Consider the following 19,126-nt stretch of genomic DNA (forward strand, 5'->3'; position numbering starts at 1 on the left):
ATAATGAAAAGATTAATCTACTTTTTAATATTTATGCCACTGGCACTTATTGCCCAGGATCAGGTTCTGGTAACCGGTACGGTGGTTGGGGGAAAACCAGAAATGCCCATTGCCGGGGCTTCTGTTTACGTATCCTCTTCAATGGTTGGAAATCAAACCGACGAGAAAGGCATCCTGCAGGGAGCTATGCTGGGGACAACCACCGATTTTGATGGAAATTTTGAACTAAGGGTCGATCCTAATATTAAATCCCTGGTGATTTCGTATATGGGATTTGAATCTAAAACCATTGAACTTGGGAATAACACTAAAAATTTAAGGATCACTCTAAAAGAAAGTTCAGAGAATCTTGATGAGGTTATTATCACTGGATATCAGAAAATTGAAAAAAGGAAGGCGACATCGGCTTATGCGAAGGTTGATGTAGCAGAAATTGAGCAGGCTGGTGTGGCAACGGTAGACCAGATGTTAACCGGACAGTTACCAGGGGTAATGGTACAGCCTACCACGGGTGCTCCCGGTGCTGCCTCGAAAATTTCGATTCGTGGTATCGCTACGCTAAATGGTTCTTCAGATCCGCTATGGGTACTTGATGGAATTCCGTTACAGGGCGATGATATTCCGGAAGATTTTAGAGATAAAGATAATATTGATAACCTTCAATCTTCGCCTATCGCGGGATTAAATCCCGGAGATATAGAAAGTATCACCGTGTTGAAGGATGCCTCGGCCACTTCAATTTATGGAGCCCGTGCGGCAAATGGCGTAATTGTCATTACCAGTAAAAAAGGTAAGAGAGGGGCAATGCGTATAAATACGAATGCCAATGTATTTGTGACGCAACGACCAGACTTTAGCAAACTAAATTTATTGAATGCTTCGCAAAAGGTAGATTTAGAACTTTACCTGGCTAGCAGACCAGATCTTACCTATCAGCAAAACAGGGGAGCGGTTGCCCGAATTTTAAATAATTATAATCAGTACGATATTTTTCAGAATAATGGGTTCGACGCCATTTCTTCAGTAGCTCAAAACGCCATTAATGAGCTTAGAAACGTGAATACCAACTGGGGAAAGGAGTTATACCAAATGGCCGTAAATCAGCAGTATACGCTTAGTATCTCTGGGGGTAGTGAAAATAATGATTATTATTTCTCTGCCGGCCTTTTTGATGAACAGGGAACAACTATTGGCACTGGTCAAAAGCGTTTTAATATAACCCTTAAAGATAATTTTTCGATTACCGATAAATTAAAGGTTGGAGTGGCCTTATTTGGAAGCCAAAACAGAACCTCATCTTATATATCTGGGGCTGATGCTTATACAAACCCGGCGTATTATGCCAGGCATGCCAATCCATACCTTAGATTAACCGATGCCGCCGGCAATTATGTGTATGATCCGGATCTGGTAGAACGCTCAGATCTAAATCTTAATTATAATGTTCTTGAAGAACGAAGAAATACAGCGCATGAGTATAAAGCAAATTCATTGAAATCAATTTTTAATATTGATTATGATTTTAATGAGGACTTAAAATTTTCTACGCAACTAGGGCTACAACTAGATTTTAATAGTACAGAAAAGGTAAGCGATAAAAACAGTTATTATACACGTAAATATCGTCAGCAATCAAGATACAGCGTGAGTGGTGGCTATGATTATTATATGCCGGAAGGCGGAATTATCCAAAACTGGAACGCCGATGTGTTTCAGTATAACTGGAAAACAACGGCAAATTATAACACTACTTTTAATAAAAGGCATGAGCTGGATCTGATGTTAGGAACCGAGTTCAGACAAAACAAGCATACTGAGATCCATACCAAAGGATTTGGTTTTAATTCGAATACGCTCACTACCATTCCAATTATTAATGAATTGGCTTTGAAGAATTCGTTATTCGATACCTATAAAAAGACCTATAATGAGAATGTTTTTGCATCATTCTATGGAACTGCATCCTATACCCTGGACAGGAAATATACCGTATTTGGGAGTTTAAGATATGATGGCTCTAACTTATTTGGTGTAAACCCTAAATATCGATACCTGCCAATATGGTCTTTTGCAGGTTCATGGAATTTAGATAAGGAGGATTTTATGGCAAATATTGATGCTATAGATATGCTTAAACTTAGAGCTTCGTACGGGGTGCAGGGAAATATCGACAAATCCACTTCTCCTTTTGTTGTGGGTCAATATGATAATGTCTCGATACTTCCGGGAACCAATGAAGAAGCTATACGAGCAACCAATGCACCTAACCCTAACCTGAGATGGGAAAAAACGACATCTTCTAACATCGGTTTTGATTTGAGCCTGTTTAATAATCGTGTTTTTCTAACCGGAGATTATTATTCCAGAAAGAGTACAGATCTAATAGGTTTACGATCGATTCCCCTGGAGAACGGTTATAACTTTATAAGTACAAACTGGGCTACGGTAAGTAATAAGGGATATGAGTTATCGATTAATACCACCAATATCAACACCCCGAATTTTAGATGGACAAGCGGACTGAATATCGCGCATAATAAAAGTGTGGTTGAAGATATTGAAATACCGGAAAACAACCTGAAGCCTTCTTTAAAGGGCCATAGTGTTAGGGCTATTTTTGCGCTAAAAACAGCCGGGCTGGATAGTAATGGCCTACCATTATTCTGGAAAAACGGAAGAAAAGTAACTGCGGTAGAGTTTTATAATCTGGAAGAAGGAGTAGATGGAAGTCAGTTATCACGAGAGGATCACAGAAACTTATATACCTATGCGGGCGATGGGATGCCAAAGTTTACCGGTGGTTTTAGAAACACCTTTTCGTATAAACAATTTGATCTTCGGGTTTTAACCAATTTCAATATTAAACAAACCGTAAGAGCTGAGCCTACTTACAACCCTACTCAGGCTCAGCCGGGTTCTAATTATAATACGGATATTTTAAAAGCGGGTACAGGAAAATATCCTGCATTGATTGGAGCAAATTCGCCAGGATTCAATACCAATCTGCTGTACAGTTGGTACAATACCTACGATGCCGGGAATACCTATAAAGACCTGGATATATGGCTTAAAGATATTTCCTATATACGAATTAGTAGTATTCGGTTAAGCTATGCACTCCCTAAGAAGCAACTGGAAAAACTGAGAATTTCAGGTTTAAATTTTAATCTGGAAGCCCGAAACATGTTTGTGATCGGAACCGATTACGACGGGTACTTTGATCCTGAAACTTATGGCAGCTTATACGCACAACCTATTCCGAAAATTATCTCGGCAGGATTTAATCTCTCTTTATAATACTGATTATAACACCGTACTATGAAAAAGCTACTTTACTTTTTTACATTAATAATTGGCCTTACTTCCTGTGATGATTATTTGGAAGTACAACCGGTAGGTCAGGTCATTCCAAAAAGCGTAGAAGATTATAGAAGTTTTCTAACTTCTGCATATTCGATCACTAATCTTGGTAAGATTCTAACCAGCTATCGCAGTGATGAGCTTCGATTAAATCCAAATGCTTCCGGAATTGAGCAATATGAAGACATTTTTATATGGAATGATCGCAATGCGAGTCCGCTTACCAGATCTTTTCCATATGGCAGTTTTTATACTATTATTTTCTACTGTAATCATATTATAGAAAATCAGAATAACATCGAAGGCGATCAACACAGTATCGACCAGTTAGTGGGTGAGGCCTATGCACTTAGAGCCATGCAATATTTTGAACTGGTTAATTTATACGCAAAACCTTATGATAAGAATGCTACAAACGAAGAACCGGCAGTACCTATAGTTACCGAGTATGATGCCGAAAAAGCCTATCCAAAAAAATCTTTGGAAGACGTCTATACACAAATTTTGACTGATCTTGAACAAGCACAAGCTTTAGTGAAGGTGAGCCAACAGGAGGAAGGACTAAATTACAGATTTTCAAAAATAGCAGTACTGGCATTTCGGGCCCGGGTAGCCTTGTATCAACAAGACTGGGAAGAAGCCATAGCCTTTTCGAAAGAAGCATTAAGCATAAAAGCTGATATTCAAAATCTTAATGATAATGCATCCATAATGCCGTCAGAATATAACTCAGTGGAATCCATTTTAGCCCTGGAAAAGATAGCTGATCTGGAGCTTGTAGCAAAAGCAAGTATATCTGATGATTTGATAGCAGCCTATGATCCGGAATCAGATTTGAGGTTTTCGCTTTATTTTGAACAGTATAATGATGGCCGATATCACTCTAAGAAAAGTGCACAAAATAAATTTAAAGTGAGTTACAGGACATCGGAGTTATACTTTATTATAGCTGAATCTCTCGCTCATTTAAATCAAACGGATAGTGCCAAAGAGACACTACTTGATTTTGCGGAGAACAGGTATACCCCATCTGGATTTTCAGCATACCAAGATTTTATAAATACGCTGGATAATGAAAGCCTGTTGACCGAAATTTTAAAAGAACGTAGAAGAGAATTTGCCATTGAGGGACATCGATGGAATGACCTAAGAAGAACCACACAACCGGAAATACGAAAAACCTATAATGGTAATAGCTATACGTTAGAAGAAGGAGATGAGCGGTATACGCTTTTGCTCCCCAACGATGCCATTATTAATAATCCTGATTTATAATCTGAAAAACTTTTGGGTGGGGCTGATTTTATCTTGCAGCTTACCTAAGTATATAAACCTAAGATAACCTAAACACCTTAAACATTTAATCATGAAAAAAACATTTTCAATTATTTTTGCTTTTATCGCCATAGCCTTGACCTCCTGCTCAAGTGATGATGATAATGCTGTACAGCCTTCTTCATTGGCTGAAATTACAGATTTCAGTCTTACGTTTAATAATGTTAATGAAAGCGATATTAACTATGATCTTGGTACCAATATCACTGTAAGCGTTCCTTTTGGAACATCCTTAGAAGATATCATTCCGAATATTGCGATTTCTGAAGGAGCAACGATTACTCCTGCATCTGGAGAACAGGTAGATTTTGTGGATGGTGAAGCCAAAACTTTTACCGTTACTGCAGAAGATGGTACAGAAAAAGAATATACGGTAACCGTAAACGTACGCGGAGAAGTAGGTAGTGGTACAAAACTAAAAACTTATACCGTTGTTGATTTATTTTTCGGAACTTCAGTGAAAACTTATTCATATAACGAGGCAAACTTTGTTTCTGAAATTTCTGAAGAAATTGATGGTACAGAAACAACAGTTTCTTCTTTTGTTTACGATGATAAAAATCAAGTCATTGCACTTCAGGTAGAAGCCAAAAATGAAGAAACTACCTATACTTATGAGGATGGTAAGATCGTAGGTGCTGAAACCACCATTGATGACAATCTCGTTTATACTTATGAGTATATTTATAATGAAAATGGTGATTTAGCCATAGAGAAAAGAATTGATCATACTGATGATGATGATTTGAGTGAAAATAAATTCGTTTACGAAAATGGGAATGTAATTGAAGAAAACCAATATGGATTAGTTTCTACTGCTGAGTATGATGATAAAAACAATCCTTTTATTGAGTTATATCCATCTGCATATGCTGCAATAAATGTAGGTATCCAATCAGTAAATCAGAATAACCCAATTAGTGGAACATTGGCTGATGATACAATCCCTTATGAGTACAATGAAGATGGTTATCCTGTTAGTGCTTCATATTCTTATTATGATGGCGCAGCTACAGTAGATAAAACCTTCACTTACTACGCAGAATAATAAAGATTAGCCATAGCAAAAAAAGCAAGTATTCCTCTGGAATGCTTGCTTTTTTTATAAAATAATAAGAATGAATAAATACTTTTTGCTTCTTCTTCTCGGAATTTTATGGGCTTGTGATGAGCATCATTCCGAAAATCAGAGCAATGATGAGGATTCATCCAATCCGGAGTCCCAATCGGAAACCAAAGAAGAAAAGCTGATAAGCTTATATAAAGATTCGGTCATTCCGCTGTTTAAGGATATTCCTGATGTGAATCCTCCACAAGAAATTCATATTAATGCTGAAGATGTAAATATTGATGCGGGTGCTGCTTCGGATTATTTAGAAGTGAGTCAGGGATTGATTGATTTAGAAAATGAAGCCATTCAGCTCTTTGCTCTTACTCATGAAGTAGCTCATATGGCAACGCTCCCTCAGGCGAAGATTTTTAATCTTGCAGCGACTATTCCAAAGGGAAATAGCACCAACGATTATCAAAAAGCCGAGTATCTGGCAGATCTGATCGCAATTCATTTGATTCATCTTAAAAAGCCGGAAAAATTCAAATTGATTCAAGGTGATTTTGAAATACTTCAGGAGATATTTGGAGGAGAAGTGTTCTCACATCCCAGTGGACAAAAAAGAATCTTATCCATGAAGCTATATATTGAAGATGGTCATTCTAAAGATGAAGCATTAGCGTTTAAAGAACGTTTTTTAGCTATTTGGAATATGGATTGATTATTTTTCTACTTCATTGAAATGCAAAAGCCTTACATTTTCTGTAAGGCTTTTGTGTTGCTATTTTATGATAATAAACGGTTTATGATTCTTATAGCTCTTTTATTTTTATATTTCTAAACCATACATCATCGCCATGATCCTGAAGTCCGATATAGCCTTTTTTATCATCCCCTCCGGCATTTAGAAAACTCTTCCAGTCTTTAAACTTACTGTCTTTAATCATTTCTTTCCATTCATCGGTCCATAAGTGATATTCCACAACATTTTCGCCGTTTTGGGTATGTACAACAGTTCCCCGGTATACAAGAATAGACACTTTATTCCATTCTCCTACAGGTTTAGCATTTTGTGGCCTGGCAGGTATTAAATCGTATAAAGAGCCCGCCTGCCTGTTGCCATCCTTACCTAATTTGGCATCCGGATGCCTGTCGTTATCAAGAATCTGCATTTCAGGAGCCGAAGTGAAAATAGGCTCTCCTTCTATCTCTTCTGCTAAATAGAAAATTCCGCTGTTTCCTCCTTCCGAAATTTTCCATTCCAGGGAAAGTTCAAAATCTTTAAACTCCTCATCAAAGATGATATCTCCTCCATTACCGGCTTCTCCGGTACCTGCACCCTGAACTTTTAAGGCTCCGTCTTCAATGATCCATCCTTTTTCAGGGAAAGAATCTTTAAGGTAGCCTCGCCAACCATCGGTGCTTTTACCGTCAAACAATAATCTCCAACCCTCTTCTTTCTCTTTTTCGGATAGTTGATTGGGAGAGGTAGCCGCAACTGTTTCTTCAGTATTTGCTGCCGTATCGACCGTCTCTTCGTCTGATGATTTCTTTTTGCTTTCTCCACAGCCTATCAGCACAGTACCTGATATAAAAAGCGCTGCCAACTGCAAATTGATCGTTTTTGTAATTCCTGATGAGCTTATTTTTCTTTTCATTCTTCTATATTTATATACAACCTGTTATTATGATAATTTCCAACCTTCTCTGTAATTATGTTTGATATACTCTTGTGATGCCTGTTTTGCATTAATTGTAGCATACTGGGTATCGAATTTAGGATCCCCTTCTACCACGGTAAACTTATCAGAAGTTACCACCCTAATTTCTTCGTTATCATTGATATTGGTGATTTCCATTTTTTCGGCATCCCATTCCAGTTTTTTCTTTAAATCCTGTAAACGCACGGCCAGATCTCCCATCACCACCACTTCATTAAATGGTCCTGAATACATAAAATTAGAACTGGCTTCCGTACGGCTTCCCTTAGGTTCTTTACAGGCTCTAACCCAATCCATTTCGTGACTGGTGGAAACACGTGGGATGGTTTTTTTAACCTTTGGAGGATCGTTTTCCCTGCCTACGATATAGGGATCGCGACCGTAAGTACTACAAATAATGGTTCCTTTAGTTCCTACAACCATAGCTCCGCCGCCGTCGTCTCCCATAATTTTTCCCGGGATCATACCTTCAGGTCGTTCTGGTAATAAACCGCCGTCATACCAGGTAAATTTGAGTTCGGGCATTTTTATGTTTTTCAGTTTTTTTCTTTCCGGGAAATAGTAGGTCACCTTTTCGGCTATCGGGGCACTTTCAGTATTGACCTGTGAAGAACTTCCCTCGAAGGCGATAGGCTGTCCCAGGTTTAGGGCAAAATACACCGGATCTATCAGGTGGCATCCCATATCGCCTAAAGCGCCGGTTCCAAAATCCCACCATGCTCTCCAGTTCCATGGGGTATACGAAGGATGATAAGGTCTGTAGTTAGCAGGACCGATAAAAAGATCCCAATCCAGGGTAGCGGGAACAGGAGGTTGCTCTTTTGGTCGTTCCAGTCCCTGGGGCCATATAGGACGATTTGTCCAGGAATGGGCTTCTATCGGGTCGCCAATTTCGCCATTTTGTATCCATTCGGCGAATAATCGAGTGCCTTCACCAGAATGTCCCTGATTTCCCATTTGCGTGGCTACTCCAGTTTCTTTTGCTAATTGGGTTAAATAACGTGATTCATAAATAGAATGGGTAAGTGGCTTTTGAAGATACACATGCTTGCCTAATTTCATACTATCTGCAGCTGTTATCGCGTGAGTATGATCCGGAGTGGCAATCACAACAGCATCAATATCTTTGCTCATATCATCGAACATCTTTCGATAATCTTTATACTTCTTAGCTTTGGGATACCTGTTAAAGGTTCCGGCTGCATATTTCCAGTCTACATCTGCAAGGGCTACAATATTTTGCCCAGTTATATTTCCCAGGTTAGCAGCTCCCATTCCGCCTACGCCAATACCTGCAATATTTAGCGCATCACTGGGAGCCGTATATCCAACTCCTCCAAGAACATGCCTTGGAACAATGCTTATCCCGGCAGCAACAGTGGCGGTTCGGGATATAAACTTCCTTCTTGAGAAGGTTTTTTTCTCTTTTTTGTCGTCCATGATTTTAGTTTTAATTAGGGTATTCGGATTTCGTTTTATTTTTAAATAGCGGATCAACCTGGAAATCGGTTGATCCTGAACTATAAAAATATAAAAATTAGCTAAAACGATTTACTTTACTTGATTATTTATAATTTTTTAGTTGTTAATTGTTTTTTAATTACCAGAACGGATTTTGAACTAAATCGGGATTGATATCAATTTCCGTTTGATGGATAGGAACCCAGTAGTTCTTTTTAGAGAACCTACGTGTTTGATAAACGGTTCTTTGAAAGAAGCAATCGGGGTTATTTTCTTCGTCACAATATTCGGTACCAAAGAAATTCATCCCATAAAAATCCCTGTCTAGTGTTTCTTCACCAATTTTCCATCTTCGTATATCTCTATATCGTATACCCGATTCACAGTTTAATTCCACCCTGCGTTCCCTTCGTATGGCTTCTTTCATTTGGGCTTGAGTCATTCCAGCCGGAAGATCAGGAATTCCTGCTCGCTCTCGTATAAGGTTAACATATTCCAGAATTTGCGGATTTCCAGGATCAGATTCGTTTAAAGCTTCTGCATAATTTAGATAGGCTTCCCCTAAACGATATAAAATTCCTGGTCGATATGGATTGATTCCTGCCCTTGGATCATGATCTGGATGTACTTTTTTTCTAACCAAATACCCATTTTGTGGTGCATCGTGGGTTGGACCACCATCCCATTCCCCCAGCATAAATCGCGTAGTACGGTTCTCTCTTCTATACCAGGCCCTGTTATATAACACTGAGATATAGAAACGAGGCTCACGATGGGTATACATATTATAGGTATCGGGCAAGGTCACCTGTCCTTCTTTTCCCTCCTGATTTCCCTGAACTTCTATCCAGTTGGTATTGCGATATTCGGCCTCTTCTGAAAATCCTTTTTCCTTATAACCAGAGTTAGGATCATCAATAGGTAATCCATTCTCCATAAAGAAGGCATCTACCAGTGATTGAGTGATACCAAGGCCGCCATTTCCTCCCGTACCTCGTGGTTGTGCATGCTTGTCGTATTCCCAGTGATTATTATCCGGACGGGCAAATAGTATTTCTTTATTGCCATCTGTTGTCTTTCTAAACATCATATTTTGATATGAAAGAAATGGGTCTATTGATCCGTCTTCATTATACTCATAATAGAGGTCATGACCGGCAGTATGGGCTACGTCAATTAATTCTTTGCATGCGTCTGCAGCTTTAACCCATTTTTGAGGATCATACGTTGTATTAAATAAAGGTTCACCAAGGCTATTTACAAAACCATCATAGTCTTTATTTCCATTAACCAGAGGACTGGCAGCAAATAATAACATTCTTGCTCTTACTGCCAGGGCCATTACAGAGGTCGCTCTACCAAATTTTGAACCATCGGAATAGCTATCGGGTAATTCGTTGGAAACCTCTTTGAGCTCGTTGTCAATCCAGGCTACGATTTCGTCAAATGGTCTTCGCTCTTTTAATAAGTTCTCATCGGCCGTAACGATCTTATCAGTAAATGGAACGGGGCCATAAGCTTCTATCAACAGCCAGTAATAATAGGCGACAAGGAAGCGGGCTTCATTTCTCATATTTTCAACATCTTCTTCTGTAACCTTTTGGGAGGGTAGCGGCCTAACATTTTCTATAAAAATAAAAGCAGACCTGATACGTTTGGGTAGGATGTCCCAGTAATTACTATCCCAGGAAGAGGAGGGGCTCCAATTGCCTGTTTGCTTGGCTATCACGTTCCAGCCAAACTGTTCCCATCCCGTAGAGGGTGCCATATCATCGCCCAAAGCATCATATCCAATATCTTTAAGCATGGCAAAATATGGATCTGGCACACTGGAATAAATTCCCGCCAGCCAATCTTCGGTCCTGGTTTTATCATTAAAAACCTTCTCAAGGGTTAGCTGATCTTCCGGGGCCTTGTCTAAATAATCGGTACAAGAAAAAGATAGTACGCAGATGATGAGGATTATCGTATATGTTATATTTTTCATTTTATCGTTTTTTAATTAAAAATTGATATCGATTCCAGCGGTGAAAGCCTGAATTGGCGGATACCTGAAACCTGTAGAAGTATCTATTTCCGGATCCCAAAGATCGAATGAGGAGAAAGTCAGGAGGTTATTACCCCTTATATAAAAACGGGCCGTTTTCATATTTACTTTTTCGATAAACTTTTGAGGGAGTAGATATCCTATTTCGGCATTTTTTAAACGTAACATGCTCATATTCCTTAACCACCACGTAGAAGCCATGCCATTATTTGCATTGGTTTGATTGGATAGTCTGGGCCAGAAGACATCCTGGCTGGGATTTTCAACCGTCCATCTATCATCTACATTTGAATAAATGTTACCCAAAGCAGCGGCTCCCGTACCCGGTATAAAATACTGGCCTCCGATCATACGATCTGTTCTGGCATTCCCCTGGAAAAATAACCCGATATCAAAATTTTTATACTGGGTATTGATTCCAAATCCATATACGATTTCAGGAGTGTAAGTTCCTCCTATAGCCGTTTCGTCCAGGCCGGTTATCCTGCCGTCCCCGTTTAAATCTTTATATTTAATGTCTCCGGGGCGTACCGGGCCAAACGTATGCTCGGGAACTCCGTCCTTTAAGATTCCTTCGTCAATATTCTCAAAGTCCTCATTTGTGAAAAGTCCGTCGTCCACCAGTCCAAAAATTTGTCCGACAGGTTTGCCGGTCGAAGATCTGCTGGTACCAATTAAAGCTTTTGGTTCGTCCTGTTCGATGATTTCATTATGGGCATAACTGAAGTTTCCCCAGGCTTTAATAAACAAGTCTTGAGAAAACTGTTTGTTAACATCAAGCGATAATTCGAATCCCTGATTGTCTACTTTACCGTAATTGGCCCAGGGATTGTTTACAAAGCCTGAAGAACCCGGTACTGTTCGTCGTTGTTGGAAAATATCCCTTCTTTGTTCTTTAAAGATATCAGCTCTTAAGTTGATGCTATTCCATAAGCCAAGTTCGATACCTAAATTTGCTTTGGCTACTGTTTCCCAGGTTAAGTCTGGAACACCATAATCGCCTTCCCATCTTCCAGATCTATAATAATCATTATTAACACCCCATCTATACCCGTTGGTCTCGTTAATAGTCGTTATATATGGGAAGCGTCGGCCGCTTAACTGGTCATTTCCTACCAGACCATATGAGGCTCTTATTTTTAAATTAGAAATGCTCTCGTTTAATTTGTCCATAAAGGGCTCCTCTGAAATAATCCATCCAGCCGCTACCGATGGGAAAAAGCCAAAACGTTTTCCTTTAGCAAAGTTTTCAGATCCATTGTATCCAAAGTTAAACTCGGCGATATACCTTCTTTTTTTGGAATATGATAAACGACCGGCAAACCCCTGGTTTCGATAGGGTAACCTATCGCCATTGTCATAATTACGCTGATTATATAATAATAGGCCATCTACCTGGTTTTCATCTCCAAAATTATTGGAGTATTCCAGTCGGCCCTCTATATAAACCGCTTTGTCTCCCCAATCAGATCCCGTTTCATATCCAAGGAAATCCTGCCCGTAGCTGTAAATGGTAAGATCTAAAGAACCGTCATCAAGCCTACCCGTAGCCGGGTTGAAATAATCTGGATTTTTTCTTCGGGTCACACTATTCGCATTATAACGGTCAAACGAGAACTTAAAGGTTGTTTTTAAACCTTTTAATAGAAAATCTAACTTTTGTTCTACGGAAAATAGAGACTCCAGTTTACTCGCACTTTGGCGTTCATATCCGGTTTGTGTGGCCAGTGCCCAGGGATTTGATCTTTCTGGTTGCACCGGTATTTCTCCTGATGAGTATTGGATAGGGTGTTGGTATGGCGGTGTTTCAAAAGCGAGATTGAATAAGTCGTCTACAGATTGCGGAGCTCTTTTGAGGTCCTGAAGATATCCTCCTATACTAACCCTGAAAAGTGTGGTTGGAGTAACATTTAAGTCAACATTCGACCTTAAATTGTAACGATCAAGATTAGGAGAAGAATCCCATTCCTGTGATGGATCTCTTTCAATGATACCCTGTTCATTATAATAGGAAGCGACAAAGGCATAACGAAGCAGTTCGCTTCCGCCAGAGATCGTAAGATTTACCCTGTCGTTTGAAGCAAAGTCTTTGGTGATCTCATCTAACCAGTTTACATCTGGATACAGATCCGGATCATTGCCCGCTCTTATGTTTTCAATTCTTTCTTCTGAAAACGGGGGTGTGGTACCTTCTTCACGCGCAATAGTATTGAATAACTCCAAATAATCTACGGCACCAACAAATTCTGGAAGGTGTACCGGCTGGGTAATACTGTGCTCATATCTTACATTTAGTTGAGGTTTACCAATTTTTCCTCTTTTAGTTGTAATCAAAATAACACCATTGGCACCTCTAACCCCATATACGGCGCTGGCCGCAGCATCTTTTAATATCGAAAATGTTGCTATTTCAGCCGGATCGATATTATTAAGCGATCTTTCAATGCCATCTACCAGTACCAGTGGTGCAGAATTACCGGCAAAAGATGAAATTCCCCGTATCCAAAATTGGGCGTTATCATAGCCCAGTTCTCCAGAGCGCTGTACGGCGATAACCCCTGCAAGTCGTCCAGCAAGATTATTACTAACAGAGCGCGAAGAACTGTTTTGTAATTCTTCGGGCTCTATTGTTGAAACCGAACTAATAACCGAATATTTTTTCTGGGTTCCATAACCTACGACCACCACATCATCCAGAGACTCTGCATTTACCTCTAGTAAAATTTCATCTATCTCCTTATTCGCAGGGACACTTTTGGTTAGGTATCCTATATAGCTTATTTCTAATGTTGAAGTAGGGGAAACCTCAATTTCAAAATTACCGTCAAAATCGGTTATCGCGCCGTTATTCTTTCCGACTTCTATAATGTTTGCTCCCGGTATGGGCATTCGGGTTTCGGCATCCAGCACTTTTCCCGTTATGGTAATGGCATCTTGCGATGATGCCACTATACTAAAAAGGCAGCATAGTAAAAGTAAAAATTTTCTCATATTTTAAGCTTTGGTTAATTTTGATTGTTTTGCGTGATCATTCTGATATACTTACTTATAATGGATTAGTTTATATGTAGGTTTTATTAGATTTCAATCGATTTCGGTAGCTTTTAGGATTCAGGAAATAGAGCAAGTTTGGCTGGTATATTATTGAATTTTTCCTGGGGTAGTTTACTGCGATTTCCCTTTTACCGTTTGTTATACCAGAGTGATGCTACGGGAGTAGTCTTACCCGTGCTCTGGTGAAATTGGATCGAATAGATTATCATATTCCGATATTTATTTCCATTCCGCTTGCCTGTTAGTCGTTTGATTGATTTGTAATTATTTTACGTGTTGTTAGTACATTTAATAATTTATAGGTTTAAATACTGATAAATCATTAATCTTTCGTCCAAATTATAATTTTAGCTCCGTTTGAAATGTTCAAATTGTGTCATTCTATCACTAATACCGTTCAAACTTTAAAAAAATCTTAATTTTTGGGCTTTTTGATACATTATGAGAAATACTGATACGATATATTGAATTTTTTTATACTTGTATAGGATATCGGCCAAGCTTATTAAGGAGGTGAAGTAGCTTATGGGAGGTATAAAAAAATGATTTAGCGCTTAAAATTTGATTTTACTTGGCATATAAAAAAGTCTTTTTCTAAATGATATGCCTAATCTCTAATTTTTTTGTTAAGGGTATAATATTGATTTTAGAAGGTTTTAATAGGCTCGTATTATCGTAATATGAGTGCAGTTATCTTCACCTTAAAAGAATCTCTTCTTGAATGGATGCTGGCAAAACTCCTGAGTGTGGTTTTTAGAATCTATATCATTTTTAGGTTGAAATTCATATAGAGGTTTATATGTAGCTACAACAAGGCGCTCCTGAAATTACCAAAAACTCGTTTAGAATCGGGTTGGGGTATAAAGGCTTAATTCGGGCTCACGACAATGAACTTTTTAGATCGCCTTATTTTGAATTAATCCAGCGCAAATTTTCTATCGATTTTTAACAATCTTAAGCTTTTATCGCGTCATGTGAAATGTTTATAGCTGTGCAGCACCAGATTTGAATTCAGACGGGTTATACCCGTATTTTTCTTTAAATACCTTCCTGAAATATTTTATGCTACTAAAACCTACTTCGAAAGAGGCTTCAGTGACCAGGTAATCTTCCTGATAAATAAGTTTGGCTGCTTTTTTTAGTTTGGTATCACGAATAAATTCATTGATACTTTGTCCTGTAATCGCTTTAATTTTGCGATATAAAGAAGTTCTGCTCATCCCAAGTTCTTTAACCAGGTAATCGGTATTCACTTTTGTTTCAGGACAGCCGGTTAGAATAAGCTCTTCTATGTTAAATAGAAATTGCTTTTCAGCATCAATAATTCCGGATGTTTTCTCAGAGAATGAATGTTGTTGTACGCCTGAATTTCCGTTCAATAAAAAATCCTGTAATTTTTTACGGTTTTCAAGTAAGGCTTTTATTCTTGTTTTTAGCAAGTTGGGATGAAATGGCTTGGTAACATAATCATCTGCCCCTTCTGAAAACCCGGAAGAAATACTTTCGGTATTGCTTTTTGCCGTTAATAAGATAATAGGAACATGGCTGGTGATATGATGTTTTTTTAATTGATTGCATAATTGAATACCGTCTAGTTTTGGCATCATCACATCAGACAGGATTAAATCGGGCACATGTTTTATGGCTTTTTTAATGCCATCCTCTCCATCGTGCGAATGAATCAGGTCAAAGTCATCTTTAAGGATATTATCCAGATACATTAGAATTTCAGGATTATCGTCTATTATTAAAATAATTTCTTTGTCTTTCTTACCGGCCAGTTGTTTTTCTTTCTTATCAAGAATCACCGGTTGTTGGAAACTTTCTTTAGCCAGTTTATTTTCGGGATCTTTTTCTTCAATCTGCGTATGTTGTTTATTGATTTGCAGGTTAGCAGGGATACTTAATGTAAATTGAGTGATGCCCTTGCTTTCACTTTTTACCTGAATCCTTCCCTGATGCAGTTCAGCAAAACGTTTTGACAGTGCTAATCCAATACCCGAACCCTTTTTTCTAAGACTATTATCGGCCCGGTAATACCAATCAAAAATTTGATTAATATCTTCTTCCTTAATACCGATTCCCTGGTTGCTTACTTTTATTTTAAGTTTCTCGTTTTCGATAAAAACATCAATAGCTACTTTTCCCTGCCATTTAGAGTATTTAATGGCGTTGGATAGCAGGTTATTATATATGATTTCTAGTTTGTTTAAATCGCATTTAAACTTTTTAAGCGGAGTTAATATGTTTAGCAAAAGCTTTATTTTTTTGTCCTTAGCAAGGGGCTTATAATTTTTTGTCCATTGCTCAATATGTTTTTCAAGATTGTGCTGCCCGATAATTAATTGACTAAGTCCTTCTTCTGTTTTTCTAAATTCTAACAGGCGATCTATGCGGCCATACAAATTTTGGGCGTTGCGCTTTATAAAATGGAGATGCTCAATAGTTTCCTGTTTATTTACTTTTCCCAGTAAACTTTCTACGGGCGCCATAATTAATGTAAGTGGCGTTTTAAGCTCATGGGAAAATGCGGTAAAAAACCGTAGTCGCTCTTCGTTAAGATCGTGTTCTAATTTTCGTTGTTTTTTCTCAAAAATTAAGGAGTTGTTCAGTTTTAAGCGGTCTGAATAGTACTTTCCAATGACAAAAATAATTAAGCCAAAAGCAAGAATATAAAGGATATAAGCAGGGAATGTTGCCCAAAATGGGGGCAGTATAGTAATTGATAATATTTTTGAGGTGTTAGTACTATATGGTGAATCGGTTTTAATTTCTAACTCATATGTTCCCGGCGGGACATTGGTAAAATTAGCCGATCCTACTCCCTGAGTTTTAATCCAAAATTCGTTATGACCCTTTAGTTTATAGAGATACTCGATATTATTGGCCTCTGGAAATTTTAAAGCGGCAAAGTCTATCGAAAATGTATTTTCGTTGTGATCTAAAGTAATGGAAGACTGGTAGGGGAGCGAAGTCTTTAAAATAGCGTCTTTGTCATCGTTTGCAAAAACCTTTTTATTTAAGACGATAAGATCTTTAAGGATAAGAGGATAAGATTTGGTTTTTTTAGAGAACTCTTTGGGTTTGAAATAATTCACCCCATTGGTGCCGCCGGCATAAATAGTTCCTGTGTTAGAGATTAAAAGACATCCAACACCAAAACCTCCTTTTTGGATATTATTGAGGCTTGATATATCCAGTATTTCTTCATTTTCAAGATTAAATCTATTAATCCCCCTGTAGGTAGAAAGCCAGATGTAATCTTTATTTTCCTGAACAATATCAGTAATCGTATTATTACTAAGTCCATCTTCTTCAGTATAGACGGTAATTTTTTTAGATTCAGGATTTAATAAAATTAAGCCGCCATACCTTGTACCGGCCATGATCTTATTTTTGGAAACCGGATGAATAGCGAATACAATGTTACTTGTCATCCCTTTAGTATTGGAAGAATTAAAAGATTCTGCAATACTGGTTTCAGGATCAAATTTAATGATCCCTGTACCAAAGGTTCCTAACCAAAGGTTTCCGGTTTCATCTTCTTCGATATCTCTAATATCAATCTTACCAAGAATTTCGATATAGTCAAATTCATCTTCCCGGTTGTTGTAAAGGTATAAGCCGCCTTGATTGGTGCCTACCCAAATATTATCATTATGATCCTGAAAGATAGCCCGTACATCACTGCCATTACTGGGTTTACCTAATAAGTAGTGCTTAAAGTATCCAGTATTCTTATCTAACTTATTTAACCCCCCAAGATAGGTGCCAATCCAAACCCTTTCCTGCTTATCTTCCAGTATGGACAAAATATAATTGTTGCTTAAACTTTTAGGATTGTCTTCAAGATGTGTATAGTGAGTGAATTTTTTTGAATCGGGATTGTACAGGTCTAAACCCCCACCATCTGTTCCAATCCAGATATTGTTGTTAGATGCGTTAGCCAAAGTTCCAATGCGGTTATGGATTAAGGAGTTATCATTTTTTTCTTTTTGCTGAATATTATGAACGATCTCTCCGTCAGGGTCTACATAATTAAGACCGGTTGAAGTGGCAATCCAAACTTTGCCGTCCTTATCGGTCTTCATTTTATAGATAGAGCGGTTATATACACTGGAGCCATCATTTGCCGGTAAGAATTTTTTGATGATTGGTTGATTGGGGTTTTGAAAAAATAAAGATTTGTTTAAAATATTTAGCCCTCCATTTCGTGTTCCGATCCAAATATTACCTTTTCTATCTTCCTGAAAGGATAGAATATCATTATCACTTAAATTTTCTTGTAGATTAATTTTTTTACCGGTACTGGTGATTATTGAAATACCATTTCGTGTTCCGATCCAAAGGTTATGCTGATCATCTTCGTATAAGCAGTTAATGATCGAGGAGTTTAAAAAACTGTTTTCCGACTGATATTTTTTAAGGACTTTCCCCGATTTGAAATCGATTTTATTTAGCCCGCTATTAAAAGTGCCTACCCAAAGTATGGAATCCTGCTGTAAAAGTGATGAAGATATTTCTGTGGAAGTCATCGATCTATAATCGATGTGTTTTTTCTGTAATTTATAATGTTTATCGAATAGTTGGATTCCGCCGCGATAGGTACCCACAATAATAGTTCCCGAAGAGGTTAAAGAAATAGAACTAATACTATTATTAAGTAATCCGTCTTTTTGGTTGATCAATTTCATTTGGCCTGTACGGGTATTGTATACGTTAAGGCCTTTATCAGTACCAATTAGAAGTTCCTCGGGATCTTTAAACGCTAAGCGCTGTGCCGAATTATTTGCAATTTGATATTGATCGGATCCGGTATTTTCTCTGAATTTCAAAAATTCAGATCCGTCGTACCTGTTCAGTCCGTCCTCTGTAGCGATCCATATAAAGCCTAAAGAATCCTGAACAATATCATTTATAGAATTACTCGAAAGTCCATTTTCAACATTTAGGAGATGAAAATTTAATGCTTGCCGGGGTACGTTATCAATTGCTTCTTGGGAGTATAGGGGCTCTACTATGTTTAAAAAACAAAAAGTAATAGTAATTATCATCTTCATAGTCCTGGTTTTAGAATATTGCGAAATCGTTTTCTTA

The 19,126-nt window shown here is 38.0% G+C and carries 9 protein-coding genes; 4 read left to right on the plus strand and 5 right to left on the minus strand.

Annotation, left to right across the window (positions count from 1 at the left end):
• The first annotated feature begins 3 nt into the window (after positions 1 to 3).
• From AC13DP_RS15640 to AC13DP_RS15655, 4 genes are all read left to right on the plus strand, one after another.
• On the plus strand, positions 4 to 3,297 hold the full coding sequence (locus tag AC13DP_RS15640) for a SusC/RagA family TonB-linked outer membrane protein (RefSeq protein WP_347407740.1): 3,294 nt from the start codon (positions 4 to 6) through the stop codon (positions 3,295 to 3,297).
• A gap of 21 nt (positions 3,298 to 3,318) precedes the next feature.
• Complete coding sequence (locus AC13DP_RS15645) at positions 3,319 to 4,635, plus strand: RagB/SusD family nutrient uptake outer membrane protein (protein ID WP_347407741.1); 1,317 nt, start codon at positions 3,319 to 3,321, stop codon at positions 4,633 to 4,635.
• A 91-nt stretch (positions 4,636 to 4,726) separates the two neighbouring features.
• Positions 4,727 to 5,743, plus strand: coding sequence for a hypothetical protein (locus tag AC13DP_RS15650; protein WP_483068077.1), 1,017 nt, complete (start codon positions 4,727 to 4,729; stop codon positions 5,741 to 5,743).
• A gap of 70 nt (positions 5,744 to 5,813) precedes the next feature.
• Positions 5,814 to 6,467: a hypothetical protein gene (locus AC13DP_RS15655; RefSeq protein WP_483068078.1), complete on the plus strand. Its 654-nt coding sequence runs from the start codon at positions 5,814 to 5,816 to the stop codon at positions 6,465 to 6,467.
• A 91-nt stretch (positions 6,468 to 6,558) separates the two neighbouring features.
• On the opposite strand, the gene AC13DP_RS15660 is transcribed toward AC13DP_RS15655, so the two are convergent.
• From AC13DP_RS15660 to AC13DP_RS15680, 5 genes are all read right to left on the minus strand, one after another.
• A complete protein-coding gene (locus AC13DP_RS15660) occupies positions 6,559 to 7,404 on the minus strand; it encodes a 3-keto-disaccharide hydrolase (protein WP_228252019.1) in 846 nt (281 codons plus the stop codon).
• 27 nt (positions 7,405 to 7,431) lie between these two features.
• Positions 7,432 to 8,907, minus strand: coding sequence for a Gfo/Idh/MocA family protein (locus AC13DP_RS15665; RefSeq protein WP_013074017.1), 1,476 nt, complete (start codon positions 8,905 to 8,907; stop codon positions 7,432 to 7,434).
• Positions 8,908 to 9,067: 160 nt separating this feature from the next.
• Complete coding sequence (locus tag AC13DP_RS15670; RefSeq protein WP_347407745.1) at positions 9,068 to 10,915, minus strand: RagB/SusD family nutrient uptake outer membrane protein; 1,848 nt, start codon at positions 10,913 to 10,915, stop codon at positions 9,068 to 9,070.
• Positions 10,916 to 10,930: 15 nt separating this feature from the next.
• Positions 10,931 to 13,966, minus strand: a complete 3,036-nt coding sequence (locus AC13DP_RS15675) for a SusC/RagA family TonB-linked outer membrane protein (protein WP_272957158.1) — start codon at positions 13,964 to 13,966, stop codon at positions 10,931 to 10,933.
• Positions 13,967 to 15,012: 1,046 nt separating this feature from the next.
• Complete coding sequence (locus AC13DP_RS15680; protein WP_347407746.1) at positions 15,013 to 19,089, minus strand: hybrid sensor histidine kinase/response regulator transcription factor; 4,077 nt, start codon at positions 19,087 to 19,089, stop codon at positions 15,013 to 15,015.
• Positions 19,090 to 19,126: the final 37 nt, after the last annotated feature.

Source organism: Zunongwangia sp. L-65, from assembly GCF_056859415.1.